The 16,061-nt window shown below is 65.7% G+C and carries 13 protein-coding genes; 7 read left to right on the top strand and 6 right to left on the bottom strand.

Annotated features, from left to right (window positions below; all coding sequences use genetic code 11):
• Window positions 1-41: 41 nt before the first annotated feature.
• Window positions 42-671 (bottom strand): phosphoribosyltransferase, encoded by a 630-nt coding sequence (locus tag RM2_RS03410; RefSeq protein WP_072687487.1) that lies wholly within the window; start codon window positions 669-671, stop codon window positions 42-44.
• A gap of 86 nt (window positions 672-757) precedes the next feature.
• The gene (locus tag RM2_RS03405; protein ID WP_072687418.1) at window positions 758-1,555 is read right to left on the bottom strand and encodes a carbon-nitrogen hydrolase family protein; all 798 of its coding nucleotides are present in this window, start codon (window positions 1,553-1,555) and stop codon (window positions 758-760) included.
• Window positions 1,556-1,661: 106 nt separating this feature from the next.
• Between RM2_RS03405 and RM2_RS03400 the strand changes: the two genes are divergently transcribed.
• Window positions 1,662-3,506, top strand: coding sequence for a DEAD/DEAH box helicase (locus RM2_RS03400; protein WP_072687417.1), 1,845 nt, complete (start codon window positions 1,662-1,664; stop codon window positions 3,504-3,506).
• A 44-nt stretch (window positions 3,507-3,550) separates the two neighbouring features.
• Here the strand turns inward: RM2_RS03400 and RM2_RS03395 are convergent, their stop codons facing one another.
• From RM2_RS03395 to RM2_RS03385, 3 genes are read right to left on the bottom strand one after another with little or no spacing between them, the layout of a single operon-like run.
• Window positions 3,551-4,153: an AMIN-like domain-containing (lipo)protein gene (locus RM2_RS03395; protein WP_072687416.1), complete on the bottom strand. Its 603-nt coding sequence runs from the start codon at window positions 4,151-4,153 to the stop codon at window positions 3,551-3,553.
• A 25-nt stretch (window positions 4,154-4,178) separates the two neighbouring features.
• Window positions 4,179-4,607, bottom strand: coding sequence for a YchJ family protein (locus RM2_RS03390; protein WP_072687415.1), 429 nt, complete (start codon window positions 4,605-4,607; stop codon window positions 4,179-4,181).
• Window positions 4,604-6,163 (bottom strand): long-chain-fatty-acid--CoA ligase, encoded by a 1,560-nt coding sequence (locus RM2_RS03385; protein WP_072687414.1) that lies wholly within the window; start codon window positions 6,161-6,163, stop codon window positions 4,604-4,606. Before RM2_RS03385 ends, RM2_RS03390 begins: the two co-directional genes overlap by 4 nt.
• Before the next feature lie 261 nt (window positions 6,164-6,424).
• Between RM2_RS03385 and RM2_RS03380 the strand changes: the two genes are divergently transcribed.
• The 6 genes from RM2_RS03380 (at window position 6,425) to RM2_RS03355 (ending at window position 15,334) form a co-directional block, all read left to right on the top strand.
• Complete coding sequence (locus tag RM2_RS03380) at window positions 6,425-7,183, top strand: ABC transporter ATP-binding protein (RefSeq protein WP_072687413.1); 759 nt, start codon at window positions 6,425-6,427, stop codon at window positions 7,181-7,183.
• 29 nt (window positions 7,184-7,212) lie between these two features.
• Complete coding sequence (locus RM2_RS03375) at window positions 7,213-9,723, top strand: ABC transporter permease (protein ID WP_072687486.1); 2,511 nt, start codon at window positions 7,213-7,215, stop codon at window positions 9,721-9,723.
• A 160-nt stretch (window positions 9,724-9,883) separates the two neighbouring features.
• Window positions 9,884-10,702, top strand: coding sequence for an ABC transporter ATP-binding protein (locus RM2_RS03370; protein ID WP_084721615.1), 819 nt, complete (start codon window positions 9,884-9,886; stop codon window positions 10,700-10,702).
• Window positions 10,703-10,706: 4 nt separating this feature from the next.
• Window positions 10,707-13,238, top strand: a complete 2,532-nt coding sequence (locus tag RM2_RS03365; RefSeq protein WP_072687412.1) for an ABC transporter permease — start codon at window positions 10,707-10,709, stop codon at window positions 13,236-13,238.
• Between the two features lie 66 nt (window positions 13,239-13,304).
• Window positions 13,305-14,528, top strand: coding sequence for an NAD(P)/FAD-dependent oxidoreductase (locus RM2_RS03360; RefSeq protein WP_174553815.1), 1,224 nt, complete (start codon window positions 13,305-13,307; stop codon window positions 14,526-14,528).
• A 32-nt stretch (window positions 14,529-14,560) separates the two neighbouring features.
• On the top strand, window positions 14,561-15,334 hold the full coding sequence (locus RM2_RS03355) for a glutamate racemase (protein ID WP_072687411.1): 774 nt from the start codon (window positions 14,561-14,563) through the stop codon (window positions 15,332-15,334).
• Here the strand turns inward: RM2_RS03355 and RM2_RS03350 are convergent.
• Complete coding sequence (locus RM2_RS03350; protein ID WP_072687410.1) at window positions 15,322-15,975, bottom strand: TetR/AcrR family transcriptional regulator; 654 nt, start codon at window positions 15,973-15,975, stop codon at window positions 15,322-15,324. The genes RM2_RS03355 and RM2_RS03350 overlap by 13 nt on opposite strands.
• Between the last annotated feature and the right edge of the window lie 86 nt (window positions 15,976-16,061).

Here is a 16,061-nt window from a genome sequence, read left to right as displayed (position 1 = left end):
AACGTTGCACCTGAACTGAAGATTCGTCAGAAAGTGGTCCTTCAGCGGATGCGCAGCAATTCCGTGACCTCGCTGTCCGTGAGCTGATGGAAGTCGTCGTAGGCGTTGCCGACTCCTCCGAGATCAACCGGGGTGTGCGGGCAGATCACTTCGTCGGCGGTCACGCGCACGCGGCAGATGGCCTCTGGCGCAGCCACCGGAACAGCGACCACCACCCTCGCTGCGCCGAGTTTCCGCACCGATTGACAGGCCACGGCCATGGTCGCGCCGGTGGCCATGCCGTCGTCGACGAGCACGACCGTGCGGCCGTTCAACGGTGTCCGATTCCTGCTGCCTCGGAGACGTAATGTGCGGCGCTGAAGTTCGAGGCGTTCTGCTGCCTCGACCTTCGCGAGCGCGGCCTTGCTGGTTTGGGTAAGGCGGAGGACGTCGTCATTGATCACCCGGGCGTTGCCCTCGCCGATGGCGCCCATGGCAAGTTCCGGTTGCCAGGGGACACCAAGCTTGCGGACGAGCACGACGTCGAGTGGGGCCGACAGAGCGGCGGCTATCTCGAACGCGACGGGGACGCCTCCACGCGGCAAGCCCAGCACGACCGGGTCGGTAGCGCGCAGATAGTCCAACGCACCGGCCAGTCTGCGGCCGGCATCGGCACGACTGGTGTAGTGCATCGAACGCTCCGTGATCGGGGAGGACGGTTCGCCTTCGACGCTACTCCCGCATGTGCCGAGTCCGGTATGTGTCGAGTACGGGCGGCTCACCTCTCTGTGACGGTGAATCGACGCAGTTCGAGGGCGGGGTTCTTCTCACGGACCTCGACGATCCGTTCCGTGCAGACGGTGGCGACCGCTGTGCCCACCCGTTCACCGAGCGACGCGAGGATCACTCCCATCGGATCGACGATCATGCTGGCGCCCGCCCCGGTTCTGGCGCTCTGGTCGGCGGCGGCCACGTAGATCGTGTTCTCGATGGCACGCGCCCGGACGAGAGTGGACCAGTGGTCCTCCTTCAGCGGACCGGGAACCCATTGTGCGGGCAGGAGCAGCACGTCGGCGCCCGCGTCGACGATGCGGCGGGTGACCTCGGGGAATCGTAGGTCATAGCAGGTCTGGAGTCCGAAGGTCAGGCCATCGACGCCAAACGTCTCGGGCGCGCTGATGTCGCCTGCGCGGATGACGTCGGATTCCTTGTAACCGAAGGCGTCGTACAGGTGGAGCTTTCGGTACGTGGCGACGAGGTCGCCGTCAGGTCCGAACGCGACGAGAGTGTTGGAAATCCGATCGTCCCCGGGCAGGTCTTCGTTGATTCCTGCCACCAGGTGGACGCCGACTTCGGAGGCGATCGCCCTCAGGCCGGAGACGAATTCTCCATCCAGGCCCTCTGCCGATTCGACGATCCTCTGGTCCGTTCTCGGCGCCGTGAACATCGCATACTCGGGCGCCACCACCACCTTCGCTCCGCTTGAGGCGGCCTCGGTGACGAGAGTGCGCATGGTGCGCAGGTTCTCCCGCTTGTCCTGACTGGGAGCGAATTGAATGACGGCGACATCGACCATGCCGTCCACGCTATGCGACGATGCGGGGGCCGGTTCCCGTCCCGGTGGAAGCCCATTTGCGCCGCGCGGTATGGCCCCATGGACTCGTGGACTAAACTGCTGGTCAATGAGTGATATTGAGCGTGACCCCGAACCCCCAACTTTTGCCGACCTCGACATCGATGATCGGGTCTTGAAGGCACTGTCTGATGTGGGCTACGAGTCGCCCTCGCCGATCCAGGCTGCCACCATTCCGCCGTTGCTGGCGGGAAGCGACGTCGTCGGGCTGGCACAGACCGGCACCGGCAAGACGGCCGCGTTCGCGGTGCCGATCCTCTCCAGGATCGACCTCGCCCAAAAGTCGCCGCAGGCTCTGGTCCTCGCACCGACGCGCGAGCTGGCTCTCCAGGTCGCGGAGGCGTTCGGCAAGTACGCGACCCACATCCCCGGCGTCCACATCCTGCCCATCTACGGAGGTCAGAGTTACGGCGTCCAGTTGTCCGGACTGCGGCGCGGCGTCCACATCGTGGTGGGTACGCCCGGTCGCGTGATCGACCACCTGGAGAAGGGCACGCTTGATCTGTCCAAGCTCACGTACCTCGTCCTCGACGAGGCCGACGAGATGCTGAAGATGGGCTTCCAGGAGGACGTCGAGCGCATCCTCTCCGACACACCCGAGCACAAGCAGGTCGCTCTTTTCTCGGCGACCATGCCGGGGGCCATCCGCAAGATCTCGAAGCAGTACTTGCACGACCCCGTCGAGATTACGGTGAAGTCCAAGACGTCGACGGCATCCAATATTTCGCAGCGGTACGTCCAGGTAGCGCACCAGCGCAAGCTCGACGCACTCACGCGCGTTCTCGAGGTCGAGGACTTCGAGTCCATGATCATCTTCGTGCGCACCAAGCAGGCCACCGAGGATCTCGCCGAACGATTGCGGTCACGGGGGTTCTCTGCGGCGGCGATCAACGGTGACATCGTGCAGGCCCAGCGTGAGCGGACCATCGGCCAGCTCAAGAGCGGCGCGATCGACATCTTGGTGGCCACCGACGTCGCTGCCCGTGGTCTGGACGTTGACCGCATCTCCCACGTCGTCAACTACGACATCCCGCACGACACCGAGTCGTATGTGCACCGGATCGGCCGGACCGGTCGAGCCGGACGTGCGGGCGAGGCGTTGTTGTTCGTGGCGCCGCGCGAGCGGCACCTGCTCAAGGCGATTGAAAGGGCTACCCGTCAGCCCCTGGCCGAGATGCAGTTGCCGAGCGTCGACGACGTCAATGCGCAGCGCGTGGCCAAGTTCGGCGATTCGATCACCGAGAGCCTCACATCCGACAATCTGGCGCTGTTCCGCAAGATGATCGAGGACTACGAGCAGGAACACGACGTACCACTCGCCGACATCGCCGCGGCACTGGCAGTGCAGTCCCGCGACGGCGAGGCGTTCCTCATGACGCCGGAACCGCCGCCCGCACCGCGGCGTGAGCGTGAACCGCGTGAGCGGCCTGCGCGGCGCTTCGACGACGGCCCACCGGCGCGGTCCCGCGGACCGGAAGGGCGGTCCCACGGATCGGAGGGGCGGTCCCACGGATCGGAGGGGCGGTCCCACGGATCGGAGGGGCGGTCCCACGGATCGGAGGGGCAGGAACTCGCCACCTACCGGATCGCGGTCGGCAAGCGACACCGTGTGGTACCCGGTGCAATCGTCGGCGCCATTGCCAACGAGGGCGGCCTGCGGCGTAGCGACTTCGGGCACATCAGCATCCGACCCGATCACAGCCTTGTGGAGTTGCCGGCCGACCTGTCCCGCGAGACGCTCGAGGCACTCCGTCGCACCCGCATCTCCGGTGTTCTAATCCAACTGCAGCCCGATTCGGGTCCGCCGTCGGGTCGGCCGGGCCGCGGTGGCCGCGACGATCGCGGGGGCGGTAAGTTTCAACGCGACCGCGACGGCAGGCACAACCCGCACTGATAGTTCCCGTGGTTCCCGCGGGACTCGGGCGAGGCGGGGAAGTGCTAGTTCGCGATGTCGACGACCACCCGGGGCGGCCCGGACAAGGCCGAGACCGTGAAGGGGCGGTCGGGCTCCGCGACCCCGATGAACGACTGGGTGACGCCTTCGAACACGAGCGCACCCCTGACCTCGGTCACCGAGCCGCCCGGAATTCCAGGAACCGGGTCCGGACCTGAATATCCCTCGACACCGCTGTCGAACGGGTAGGCCGAGCCATCGATCTGAACCTGCAGGATGGCCTTGCCTGACATCGGGATCGGTGTGCCACTTCCGTTCTGTACGGCGGTGTCGACATAGTCGACTCGCCATCCGGGGGTGCCCATGCCGCCGAGTTCGTACACCACGCGGTCGAATCCCTCGTGGTGTCCCACGCTCACGTCGGTGACCGTCAGACGCGCCGAATCGGAGGCCGGAGACGATTTGGCCAAGGCGTCCACCGGGATCGCCGACTCCCCGGGTTCCGAGGCGCTGCCCGTGCTTGTCACTTCAATCGGCGACGTGGCGGCGACTCTGCTCGCGGAGTTCGACTCCGAGCATCCGGTGAGGGGCAGGGCCAATGTGCAGGCGGCGAACACGGCGAAGGGGCCGATCCGGTGGTTGATCATGGGTGTGATGCTAAACCGGGGACGATCAGAGACGGGGGAGCCCCGGGTGTGGCGTGGCGATTGCGCCGACGTATAGCCAGTCGCCGTCCTCGCGAACGAATCGGCTGTTCTCGTGGAGCGATTCGCGGCGTCCGCCCTCTACGTAATGTGCGCGGAACTCGACGGTGCCGGTGGTGTCGAACAGCCCGCCACCGCTGGCCCCCCAAATGTCGAGGAGGGTCCAGCGCCGCCCGGGATCGAGGTCGAGCTCTTGGGGCCGTGTGTTCGGATGCCACGTCCTCGAGAGGTAGGTGGCGTCGAAGACGGCGAAGGCGCTGAACCGCGAGCGCATCAGTCGCTCGGCGGTGGGCGCCTTCGCCTCTCCACGGTGATATCTCCCGCAACAGTCGTCGTATGACTCACCGAGCAGGCAGGGGCATCGAACAATCACCGTCCCAGTATGGACGGAGTTCACACAAGGTTGCGGCTGCGGTCCTCCCAGTAGGACGCGCGAAGTTCGCGCTTGAGGATTTTGCCGGTGGGGTTGCGTGGCAGGAGTTCGACGACGTCGATGGTAGTCGGGCACTTGAACTTTGCCAGGTATTGACGGGTGTAGACGATTAGCTCGTCCGGCTCGATTCGAGCCCCGTCCACCGGCACGATTATAGCCTTCACGGTCTCGCCCCAGTGGTCGTCGGGTACCCCGATCACCGCCACCTCAGCCACCGCCGGATGCTCGGCGAGCACGCGCTCGATCTCTGGGGAGTAGACGTTCTCACCGCCCGTGATGATCATGTCCTTGAGGCGGTCCTCGATGAACACGAAACCTTCGTGGTCGGCGCGGCCTATGTCGCCGCTACGTAGCCACCCGTCAGCCGTGAGGGCTTCGGCGGTCGCCTCGGGCCTGCCGAGGTAGCCGGGGGTGCGTTGTTCTGTTCGCCACCACAGTTCCCCCGCCTCGCCTGGGGAGGCGTCTTCGAGGGTTGCAGGGTCGACGATGCGCAACTCGACGCCGGGAAGTGGGCGTCCTGCCGACGCCATCCTCGATTCATGTGTCTTGTCGCGATGCGCCTCGGGTGACAGAGCGGTGACGACGCCCGCCAACTCGGTCATCCCGTAGACCTGAACGAATTCCGTCTTCGGCCAGGCGTCGAGAGCGCTGCGCAGTTGCGGAAGTGGCATCGGTGCGGCGCCGTAGATGATGCGATCGAGCGCGCCGAACGCGGCGATAGCCTGCTCTCCCGCAGCGAGGACGCCGGCGATCACTGGCGGGACGAGGAATGCCATATTCGCCCCTGCTGCGAGAGCGGAGAACAGGGCCGGCGCGTCTGTCTCCCGGGTGAAGTGGCTTCGGGTACCGGCGTGAATTCCCATGATTGCGAAGCAGGTTCCGCCGGCATGGAACAGCGGCATCGCGACGAGGAGGCAGTCCTCGTGCCACGCGGGCAGAATCTCGAGAATGGCGACGCTGTGGGCGATCAGGTTGCGGTGCGTCAGCTGTACACCTTTGGGTCTGCCCGTAGTTCCGGAGCTGTACAGGATCAGCGCTGTCGAGTCTGCAGTCACGGTCGGCGCAGCCTCGAACGGTGCCTGCTCCTGCATCCACTTCTCGAACTCGTCGTGCTCTCCACCGACGACAATGATCCGCTCGACATAGGTGAGTTGATCGCGTAGCGGCGTGACATCCTGAAGGAATTCGTGGCCCACAAACAGTATTCGCGCCCGGGAATCGTTGATCACGTACACGAGTTCGTCACCGGCCAGGCGCCAGTTCGGAACCGCGTTTGCAGCGCCCAGAAGTGAGGCCGCGTAGGTGACTTCGAGGCAAGACAGGTGGTTCTTGTCGACGAACGCGACGGTGTCACCGGGGCCGATTCCGACTGTCGTCAGGCCACCAGCGATTCGCAGGATCCGGCTGTGCCACTGCGCCCACGTGTATTCGACGTTCTGGAACTGGACTGCGATGTCATCCGGCCGGACCCGCGCCCAATGCGCGATGCGGTCGAAGATGATGGTGTCGGCGTCTGGCATGTACTTACCTTTCCGTATGAACTCAGTCACACGAGGCTAGTGCGAGAGAAGGCGATCCGAGTCGTTTTCCTCTCAGAAACTTGTACCGTCAGATCGGTTCGTCACGTTCCTTCCGGAAGTATCGCGCGGCAGGAGTGGGGGTCAGGCCAGGGTAAAGATCAGGGTGGTTCCCGATGGCGGCTCGTGAGCGGCGACGACAAGGTGAGATGAGTGCGCCTTGCGTGCACCGCAACAGAATACGAGAGAAGACGAAAGGCGATCATGAGCACGCATGCCACTGCTGCCCGCGCGGTCGGGCTGTCGAAGACCTACGGCACGGATGACACCCGAGTCCACGCGTTGGCCGCGGTCTCTGTCAGGTTCGCTCGGGGGGAGTTCACCGCCATCATGGGTCCGTCCGGGTCGGGGAAATCGACGTTGATGCACTGCCTCGCGGGGCTGGACTCCGTCAGTTCGGGCTCCGTCCTCATCGGTGACACGGAGCTGACCACCCTCTCGGACAAGCAGATGACGCAACTGCGCCGCGACCGGATCGGATTCGTGTTCCAGGCGTTCAACCTGGTTCCGACTCTGACCGCGCTCGAGAACATCACGCTGCCGCTCGACATCGCGGGCCGCAAACCGGACGCCGCGTGGCTCGACAGCGTGCTTACCAGGCTCGGTCTGAAGGACCGCCTCGATCACCGTCCCGGTGAGTTGTCCGGTGGGCAGCAGCAGCGGGTGGCGTGCGCTCGCGCCCTCGCCGGCCAGCCGGAGATCATCTTCGGCGACGAGCCCACCGGAAACCTCGACTCCCACTCGTCGGGCGAGGTGCTATCCATCCTTCGGGCCGCGGTCGACGAGTTCAACCAGACCGTCGTCATCGTCACCCACGATCCGCGGGCTGCGGCGTACGCCGACCGCGTGGTCTTCCTCGCCGACGGCAAGATCGTCGACGAGCTGCGCGAGCCGACCGCCGATTCGGTGCTCGACCGGATGAAGCAGCTTGACACCCCCGCGACCGCCGCCGTGACGGTCTGATCGCCGTGGCGACCACATCCAGCGCTCCGATGCGCGAGGTATCGCTGCGGAATCTAGCGGCACACAAGGTCCGGCTCGCGTTGACAGTGTTGTCGGTGGTGCTCGGGACGGCGTTCGTCGCGGGTTCCTTCGTCTTCACCGACACCCTCCAGAAAACCTTCGATTCGATCTTCGAGAACACCGCCCAGGGCGTCGACGTTCGGGTTTCGACCTCGGAGCGTCACTCGAGCGGCGTGCCTCTGACCGACCTCGACACCATCACCCGGGTGGAGGGCGTGCGGGCCGTCGCTCCCGCCGTGAGCGGGCAGATCGTTCTCATCGGTTCGGATGGCGCCGCAATCCAGACCGGGGCACCGAGTATCGGCCAGTCGTATCTGCCACCGGGTCAGGCGCTCGGGGAGTCCGCCGAGTACATAGCCGGAGCCCCGCCCACCACTCCCGGGCAGATCTCCATCAACACTGGTGCCGCCGAACGGGCGCATCTGGCAATCGGCGACACCACCAAGGTGCTGGTGCCCGCGCGGGGGATGGTCGACGTCACCGTCTCAGGTATCTATGAGACCGGCAACAACAATGACGGTGGGTTCATCGGTGCGGCGTTCGTCGACTCGCAGGCACGCGAATTATTCACCGACGGTAAGCACGTCGAGTACATCGACGTCGCCGGCGCCGGGCTGTCCGAGTCCGAGTTGCGGGACGAGATCGCGCAGGTACTACCCGGCGTGAAGGTGCAGACCGGCGACGAAGTCCGCGAGGAGGCTAGGGCAGTAGTGACGGAAGACCTCAGATTCGTCAACTACTTTCTGCTCGCGTTCGGGGCAATCGCACTGCTGGTGGGCACGTTCATCATCTACAACACGTTCTCGATGATCGTGGCGCAGCGGTTGCGCGAGCTGGCACTGCTCCGCGCTATCGGGGCCAGCCGTAGGCAGGTGGGTCGGTCGGTGGTCTTCGAAGCTCTCGTCGTCGGCGTGATCGGGAGTGTGATCGGCCTCGTCGCGGGCATCGGTCTCGCCTACGGTCTTCGGGCCCTGCTGAACTCGTTCGACGTCGGTCTGCCTGAGGGCCCATTGCAGCTCGAGCCCCGGACGATCGTGGTCACACTCGTCCTGGGGGTCCTGGTGACGACGATCAGCGCCTACGCACCGGCCCGGCGGGCGTCGAAGATTCCACCGGTGGCCGCGATGCGTGAGGAGTTCGCCTCCACCGGGGATTCCCTGCACGTGCGGACCGTTATCGGAGCGGTGCTCGCGGTCCTCGGTGTGGTGGGCATAGTCATCGGCTCGCGGGGTTCCGGAGGCGGCGCTGCGGCGATCGTCGGGGTGGGCGCGATGGGGCTGATCCTGGCCGTGCTGTTCGCTGCCCCCGCCCTGTCTCGACCGGTGGTCGGCGCGCTCGGCATGCTGTTCGTGAAGCCCTTCGGCGCGGTGGGCCGCTTGGCCCGCACGAACGCAGTGCGCAACCCGCGCCGCACCGCCGCGACGGCGTTTGCGCTGACCCTCGGGCTGATGCTTGTTTCCCTCATCGGCGTGTTCGGATCCTCCGCGAAGGCCAGCATGAACAAACTGGTGGACGTCGGTGTGACCGCCGACTACGTCTTGACGGCACCCGACCAGATCGGGGTTCCGAGTGGCGTAGCCGCGGCGGCGCGGAACCTCCCCGGCGTCGAGAAAGCGGTCGCGCTCAGCGTCTCACCGCGTGTGACAGTCGACGGCGAGGAGGTGAAGGGTGAGTCGTTCGACGGCCCGCTGGACGGCGTGGTCGACTACCGACTCGTCGAAGGGTCCGCCGATCTCACCGGCAACCACCTGCTCGTGTCCCAGACGACGGCGGACGAGAAGGGCTGGACGGTGGGCACGACCGTGCCGATGACCGGCGCGGACGGTCAGGTCGTGGGCACCGAGGTGACCGGAGTCTACGAGGACAACCAGCTTCTCGGGGACTGGCTGATATCGAACGAGGTGTACCGAGAGGTGATGCCGGCGGCGACGCTTCCGGATCTCGCGGTAATGATCGATGCGAAGCCAGGAACCGATCTCGCGCAGCTGCGCGGCGAACTCGAATCGGCGACCAAGCAGTTCGTCGTCGTCCAGGTGCAGGACCGGGAGGAGTTCAAGGGCGCCCAGGTGCAGGAGATCGACACCATTCTCGGGATCCTCTACGGGCTCCTCGCGCTCGCCGTCGTGATCGCGATTCTCGGTATCGTCAATACGCTGGCATTGTCGGTGGTGGAACGACGCCGCGAGATCGGCATGCTGCGCGCGGTCGGTATGCAGCGGGCGCAGATGCGGCGCACGATCTATCTGGAGTCGATGCTCATCGCTGTGTTCGGTGCGGTCGTCGGGGTGGTACTGGGCGTCGCATTCGGATGGGGCTTCGTCGGCACTCTGAAGGAACAGGGACTCGATCAGATGGCGGTGCCGTGGGGGCAGGTAGTGGCGATGCTTCTCGGATCCGGTGTGGTGGGTGTACTCGCCGCGCTGTGGCCGGCGGGCCGTGCGGCCCGCACCAGGCCGCTCGAGGCCATCGGCGATCTCTGAGACCCGCGCCTATCTCAGGCCCGTGGAACCGCCGTCAGGGTGGCCCCTGATGGCGGTTCGGCGGGGGGTGCAGCCAAGATAGAGGAGTGCGCCACGCGTGCACCAGCCCCGACCGTGACTGCGGGGCCGGACCGCCATGATGGAATGACGAAAGGCGATTATGAGCAAGCATTCCCCCGCTGTCGCTGCCCGTGCTGTCGAATTATCGAAGTCGTACGGCACCGGCGACACCCAGGTCCACGCGCTCAGCGCTGTATCGGTGGACTTCTCCCGGGGTGAATTCACCGCGATCATGGGTCCTTCAGGTTCAGGCAAATCGACACTGATGCATTGCTTGGCAGGACTCGACTCGGCTGGCTCGGGTTCGGTGCTCATCGGCGGCACCGAATTGACAGCGCTGACGGACAAGGAGATGACGCAACTGCGTCGGGACCGTATCGGCTTCGTGTTTCAGGCGTTCAACCTGGTTCCGACCCTGACCGCACTCGAGAACATCACGCTGCCGCTCGACATTGCCGGTCGCAAACCCGACGCCGCGTGGCTCGACAGCGTGCTGGGCAGGCTCGGGCTGAAGGACCGCCTCGATCATCGTCCGGGAGAGTTGTCCGGGGGGCAGCAGCAGCGGGTGGCGTGCGCTCGCGCTTTGGCGGGCCAACCGGAGATCATCTTCGGCGACGAGCCCACCGGCAATCTTGATTCGAAGTCCTCCGGGGAGGTGTTGTCCATCCTGAGGGCGGCGGTCGACGAGTTCGACCAGACCGTCGTCATCGTCACCCATGACCCTCGGGCGGCGGCGTACGCCGACCGGGTGGTCTTCCTCGGCGACGGCAAGATCGTGGACGAACTCCTCGAGCCCACGGCCGACTCGGTTCTCGACACCATGAAACGACTCGACGAGTCCGGACTCGAATCCGGACTCGACAAGCGTGCGCCGGGATCAGTAGGGGCACATGCCCTCTCGTCGGACTCGGCGGTCTGAGCGCATGGCGTCAACATCGAGCGCTCCCATGCGCAAGGTGTCCCTGCGGAATCTAGCGGCGCACAAGGTCCGGCTGGCGCTGACGGTGCTGTCCGTCGTCCTCGGCACCGCCTTCGTCGCCGGTTCCTTCGTCTTCACCGACACGCTCCAGAAGACGTTCGATTCGATCTTCGAGAACACCGCGCAGGGCGTCGACGTCCGAGTCTCGACCGACGAGCACCACTCCAGCGGGGTTCCCCTGACCGATGTCGACACCATCACCACGCTTCCAGGCGTCGGCACGGTGGCACCGGCTGTCAGCGGGCAGATCGTTCTGATCGACTCCGACGGTGTCGCGGTCCAGACGGGCGGCGCCCCCAGTATCGGCAGGTCCTACCTGCCGCCGGATCAGGCACTCGGGGAGTCCGACGACTACGTCCAGGGGTCCCCTCCCGCTCAGGTCGGACAGATCGCCGTCAACGCCGGTGCCGCCGAACGAGCGCATTTGACGGTTGGCGACACCACCAAGGTTCTGGTGCCGGCACGAGGCGTGCTCGACTTCACCGTTTCCGGCATCTACGACACCGGCACCGACTCGGGTGGATTCGTCGGGGCCGCGTTCGTTGATTCGCAGGCACGTGAACTGTTCACCGACGGCGAGCACGTCGAATACATCGACGTCGCAGGTGCCGGAATGTCGCCGACTCAGCTGCGCGACGAGATCGCCGCGGCACTTCCCGACGCGAAGGTACAGACCGGGGACGAGGTGCGAGAGGAGACCAAGGCGCAGGTGACGCAAGCGCTGAGTTTCCTCAACTACTTCCTGCTCGCGTTCGGTGCGATCGCTCTACTCGTCGGCACATTCATCATTTACAACACGTTCTCGATGATCGTCGCGCAACGGTTGCGCGAGCTGGCGCTCCTCCGCGCCATCGGCGCCGGTCGTAAGCAGGTGGGACGGTCGGTGGTCTTCGAAGCGCTCGTCGTCGGTGTCATCGGCAGTGCGCTCGGTATCGCCGCGGGAATCGGCCTCGCGTACGGTCTGCGCGCTCTGTTGAACTCATTCGACGTCGGCTTGCCAGATGGCCCATTGCAGGTCGGACCACGCACGATTCTCATCGGCCTCATGGTCGGTGTGGTGGTGACGACGATCAGCGCGTACGTACCGGCCCAGCGCGCATCCAGGGTTCCGCCGGTCGCGGCGATGCGGGAGGAGTTCGCCTCCACGGGAGATTCACTGCACGTCCGCACGATTGCCGGTGCCGTGCTGGGCGCCCTCGGTGCCGTCGGACTCGTCATCGGTTCCCGGGGTTCGGGCGCCGGTGCCGCCGTCGTCGTCGGCTTCGGGGCGCTCGGCCTGATTCTGGCAGTGCTGTTCGCGGCCCCTGCGCTGTCTCGACCGGTGGTCGGGGCGCTCGGCGCCGTGCTGGCGAAGCCGTTCGGTCCGGTGGGGCACCTCGCTCGCACCAATGCGGTGCGGAACCCGCGCCGGACGGCTGCCACCGCGTTCGCGCTGACGCTTGGGTTGATGCTCGTGTCCGTGATCGGCGTGTTCGGTGCGTCCGCCAAGGCCAGCATCAACCAACTGGTGGACTCGGGTGTGTCCGCCGATTACGTCCTCACCGGACCCAACCAGATCGGCGTGCCGAGCGGCGCGGCAAGGGCGGTACGCAATCTCCCCGACGTCCAGAGTGCGACCGCACTGCATCCGGTGTCCGTGACGGTCGACGGCGAGAGGGAGGGCGGTGCCTCTGTGAACGGTCCGCTCGACGGCGTCATCGACTACAGGCTCGTTCAAGGCGGAGCCGATCTGACAGGCAACCACCTCATCGTGTCCCAGACGGCGGCCACCGAGAAGGGCTGGACGCTCGGGAAGACGATTCCGATGGAAAGCGATGACGGGAAAGTCGTCGATACTCAGGTGACAGGCGTTTTCGAGGACAACCAGTTGGTCGGAGACTGGCTGGTGTCGGACGAGGTGTACCGCGAGGTGATGCCGGCGGCGACCATTCCCGATCTAGCAGTCCTGATCGACGCGAAGCCCGGAACCGATCTCGCGCAGCTGCGCGGCGAGCTCGAGTCGGCGACCAAGCAGTTCGTCGTCGTCCAGGTGCAGGACCGAGAGGAGTTCAAGGGCGCTCAGGGGCAGCAGATCGACACCCTCCTCGGGATCCTGTACGGGCTGCTCGCGCTCGCCGTCGTGATCGCGATTCTCGGTATCGTCAACACGCTCGCATTGTCGGTGGTGGAGCGGCGGCGCGAGATCGGCATGCTGCGCGCGGTCGGTATGCAGCGGGCGCAGATGCGTCGCACGATCTATTTGGAGTCGATGCTCATCGCGGTGTTCGGTGCGGCCGTCGGGGTGGTACTCGGTATCGCGTTCGGATGGGGTTTCGTCAGCACACTGAAGGAACAGGGTCTGGACCAGGTGACGGTGCCGTGGGGGCAGGTAATTGCGATGCTCCTCGGATCCGGTGTGGTGGGTGTACTCGCCGCGCTGTGGCCGGCGAGTCGCGCTGCCCGCACCAGACCCCTCGAGGCCATCGCGGATCTCTGACCCCTGCCGATCCCTGCCCTGTGGCGATGGACGGGCCGGGCTCGGCGGAGTCGCGGTCGGTTTGGTATGACTGGTGCAGCAAATGTGACTATCGGGCGGGTGCGAACAGTGCAGAGAATTGTGATCGTGGGTGCGGGCCTGGCTGGTTTGCGCGCGGCTGAGGAGCTGCGGCAGGCCGGATATGACGGCCAATTGGTTCTTGTCGGCGGTGAGCCGCATCTGCCCTACGACCGCCCGCCCCTGTCGAAAGAGGTGATGCGCGGCGAGAGGAGCGAGACCACGCTTAGGCCGCGTGAGTTCTTCGACGAGAAAAACATCGAACTGCGTCTCGGTGCCGGGGCCGTGTCCGTCGATGCCCGACTTCGCATCCTGAGCCTCGCCGACGGCACCGAACTCGGCTACGACGAACTGGTCGTCGCGACGGGTCTCGTGCCGCGCCGGATCCCGGGACTGCCGGATCTGGGCGGGGTCCACGTCCTGCGCTCCATCGACGAAAGCCTGGCGTTGCGTGCCGATCTGGCAGAGGGCAAGCGCGCGTTGATCGTCGGTGCGGGCTTCATCGGTTGCGAACTGGCGGCGAGCATGCGGGCCGGCGGACTCGACGTGGTGCTGGTGGAACCCCAGCCGACACCGCTGGCGTCCGTGCTCGGTGAGAAGATCGGCGGCCTGGTCGCCCGGTTGCACATCGGGGAGGGCGTCGACCTTCGCGCCGGTGTGGGACTCACGTCGCTGCTCGGGGTCGGCCGAGTCGCCGGGGCTGTCCTCGGCGACGGTAGTGAGGTCAAGGTCGATGTCGTGGCGATCGGCGTCGGTTCGGTGCCGGTCACCGAGTGGCTGGAAGGTTCGGGCGTCGAAGTCGACAACGGTGTGGTGTGCGACGGTGTCGGGCGGACGACGGCCGAGCACATCTGGGCGATCGGTGACGTGGCGGCGTGGCAGTTGGAGGTGGGCGGCCGCAAGCGCGTCGAGCACTGGAGCAACGCCGGTGAACAGGCCAAGATCCTGGCCGGAGCGCTGACCCGTACCGGTGACGAGAATCGTATGGCACAGGTGCCGTACTTCTGGAGTGACCAGTACGACATCAAGATTCAGGCGCTCGGCACGGTGGCGGCTACCGACGAGGTGCACGTGATCAAGGACGACGGTCGCAAGTTCCTTGCATACTACGAGCGGGACGGGATGCTGGTAGGTGTTGTCGGCGGTGGTATGGCGGGCGGGGTCATGAAGATGCGCGGAAAGATCGCGGCCGGAACTCCGATCGATGAGGTTCTCGAAGCCGCGTCGCCGTAGAGGGGCAGGCGTCGGCGCGATAGATTCGTTGGGTGATTGTTGCGCTCATCGACTCGGGTCTCGGCATGCTGCCGACGTCGGCGCGGCTTCGTATGCGCAGACCCGACCTGGATCTGATTCTCGCTCTGGACCCGGATGGTGCTCCGTGGGGTCCGAAATCGGAACAGTGGGTGATCGATCGCGTCCTCGCGACCGTGCAACGGACACTCGACCGCGGTGCGGAGGCGATCGTGCTGCCGTGCAACACGGCGAGTGTCACCGCACTCGAGCACGTCCGAGAATTCGTGGGACCGCAGATTCCGGTTGTCGGTACCGTTCCCGCGATCAAGCCGGCTGCAGCGGCGTGTGAGTCGGTGGCCGTGTGGGCAACCGAGGCCACGACCGCGAGTCGGTATCAGGCAGATCTGATAGAGCGCTTCGGCAACGGAAGTTCCGTGGTGGCTGTTGCGTGCCACGGCCTCGCCGATGCGATCGATTTCGGTGAGCGGGAAGCAGCCACCGCGGCGATCGCCTCGGCCGTGGCACGCACACCCGAGGACGTGGGTGGGGTGGTGCTGGGGTGTACTCACTACCCGCTGATGGCCGACGAGATCGCGGCTATGCTCCCAACCGGGGTGCGATTGTTCGACAGCGCGGAGGCGGTGGCGGCACAAACCCTCCGCCGCATCGATGCGCTGAACCGTCCGAGCACGGGGAGGGGCACCGTCGAGGTCTTCCTCAGTGGCAGGCTTGGACGCCTGCCTGTGAGCGCCGAGGTCTTCCCCGCCGGCAGGTTGCTGTCCGCGGGACATGCTCAGCCGAGTTGAACCATCCCGGCGGCCACGACGCGCGCCACATTGTCGAGTTCCTCGCGGTGCCTTCGCGGCAGGTCGTCGAGGTCGTGCAGGCGGTCGGTGCCCGCCAAGGAGAACATGGCGGCTACCCACGCCGACGCACACGCCCGGATCGTTCCGGGTTGCACGGGATACGGCGAACTGGCCTGAAGCAGCCGTTCGGTGATGTCGCTGAGGTAGTCGCGGAACCGTCTCAGGTGGGCGCGGACATCCGGGTGGGTCTCGGCCTCACGCCAGATGATCACCCGCATCACCGACGAGTGCTGATCGCGCAGATTCAGTGCACTGTCGAGATTGACCAGGCTGGCTGCAGGGTCACCAGGTGTGACCAAGGTGCCCACATCGGCCAGCGGTTCGGTCGGCAGTCTCTCGGAGAGCAGCGCCAAAAGGATGTCGGTCTTGGAGGGAAAGTAGTAGAACACCAGCCCTTTCGGGACGTGCGCGGCAGAAGCGATCGACGCCGTGGACGTAGCGTCGAATCCGTTTACGGCAATCAGGGTTTCGGCGGCATCGAGAATCAGTGCCCGGGCGTCGCCGTCGATCTTCGCGTTGCGCCGCCGCGGATTCTTCTGCGGTCGGTTATTTGCGGGCCTACCGAGATGGGGTGCGGGCATGGGCTTTTCCGGACCTGAACGGCGGGACCCAGGCCGTAAGCCTGCGCCCCGCCCGAATCGATGTTCTCGGTGCTGATGGGTTCACA

The sequence above is a fragment of the Rhodococcus marinonascens NBRC 14363 genome (assembly GCF_001894885.1).
Taxonomy (GTDB): Bacteria; Actinomycetota; Actinomycetes; order Mycobacteriales; family Mycobacteriaceae; genus Rhodococcus_F; species Rhodococcus_F marinonascens.
The sequence above is the reverse complement of the archived record's forward strand: the minus strand, read 5'-3'. Positions and strand labels throughout refer to the sequence as shown.

Bases quoted from the DNA above. Each gene is read 5' to 3' on its own strand.
- RM2_RS03375 (WP_072687486.1), top strand. From the start codon at position 7,213: ATGCGCGAGGTATCGCTGCGGAATCTAGCGGCACACAAGGTCCGGCTC.
- RM2_RS03360 (WP_174553815.1), top strand. From the start codon at position 13,305: ATGACTGGTGCAGCAAATGTGACTATCGGGCGGGTGCGAACAGTGCAG.
- RM2_RS03395 (WP_072687416.1), bottom strand. From the start codon at position 4,153: ATGATCAACCACCGGATCGGCCCCTTCGCCGTGTTCGCCGCCTGCACA.
- RM2_RS03370 (WP_084721615.1), top strand. From the start codon at position 9,884: ATGAGCAAGCATTCCCCCGCTGTCGCTGCCCGTGCTGTCGAATTATCG.
- RM2_RS03380 (WP_072687413.1), top strand. From the start codon at position 6,425: ATGAGCACGCATGCCACTGCTGCCCGCGCGGTCGGGCTGTCGAAGACC.
- RM2_RS03350 (WP_072687410.1), bottom strand. From the start codon at position 15,975: ATGCCCGCACCCCATCTCGGTAGGCCCGCAAATAACCGACCGCAGAAG.
- RM2_RS03405 (WP_072687418.1), bottom strand. From the start codon at position 1,555: ATGGTCGATGTCGCCGTCATTCAATTCGCTCCCAGTCAGGACAAGCGG.
- RM2_RS03400 (WP_072687417.1), top strand. From the start codon at position 1,662: ATGAGTGATATTGAGCGTGACCCCGAACCCCCAACTTTTGCCGACCTC.
- RM2_RS03410 (WP_072687487.1), bottom strand. From the start codon at position 671: ATGCACTACACCAGTCGTGCCGATGCCGGCCGCAGACTGGCCGGTGCG.
- RM2_RS03365 (WP_072687412.1), top strand. From the start codon at position 10,707: ATGGCGTCAACATCGAGCGCTCCCATGCGCAAGGTGTCCCTGCGGAAT.
- RM2_RS03385 (WP_072687414.1), bottom strand. From the start codon at position 6,163: ATGCCAGACGCCGACACCATCATCTTCGACCGCATCGCGCATTGGGCG.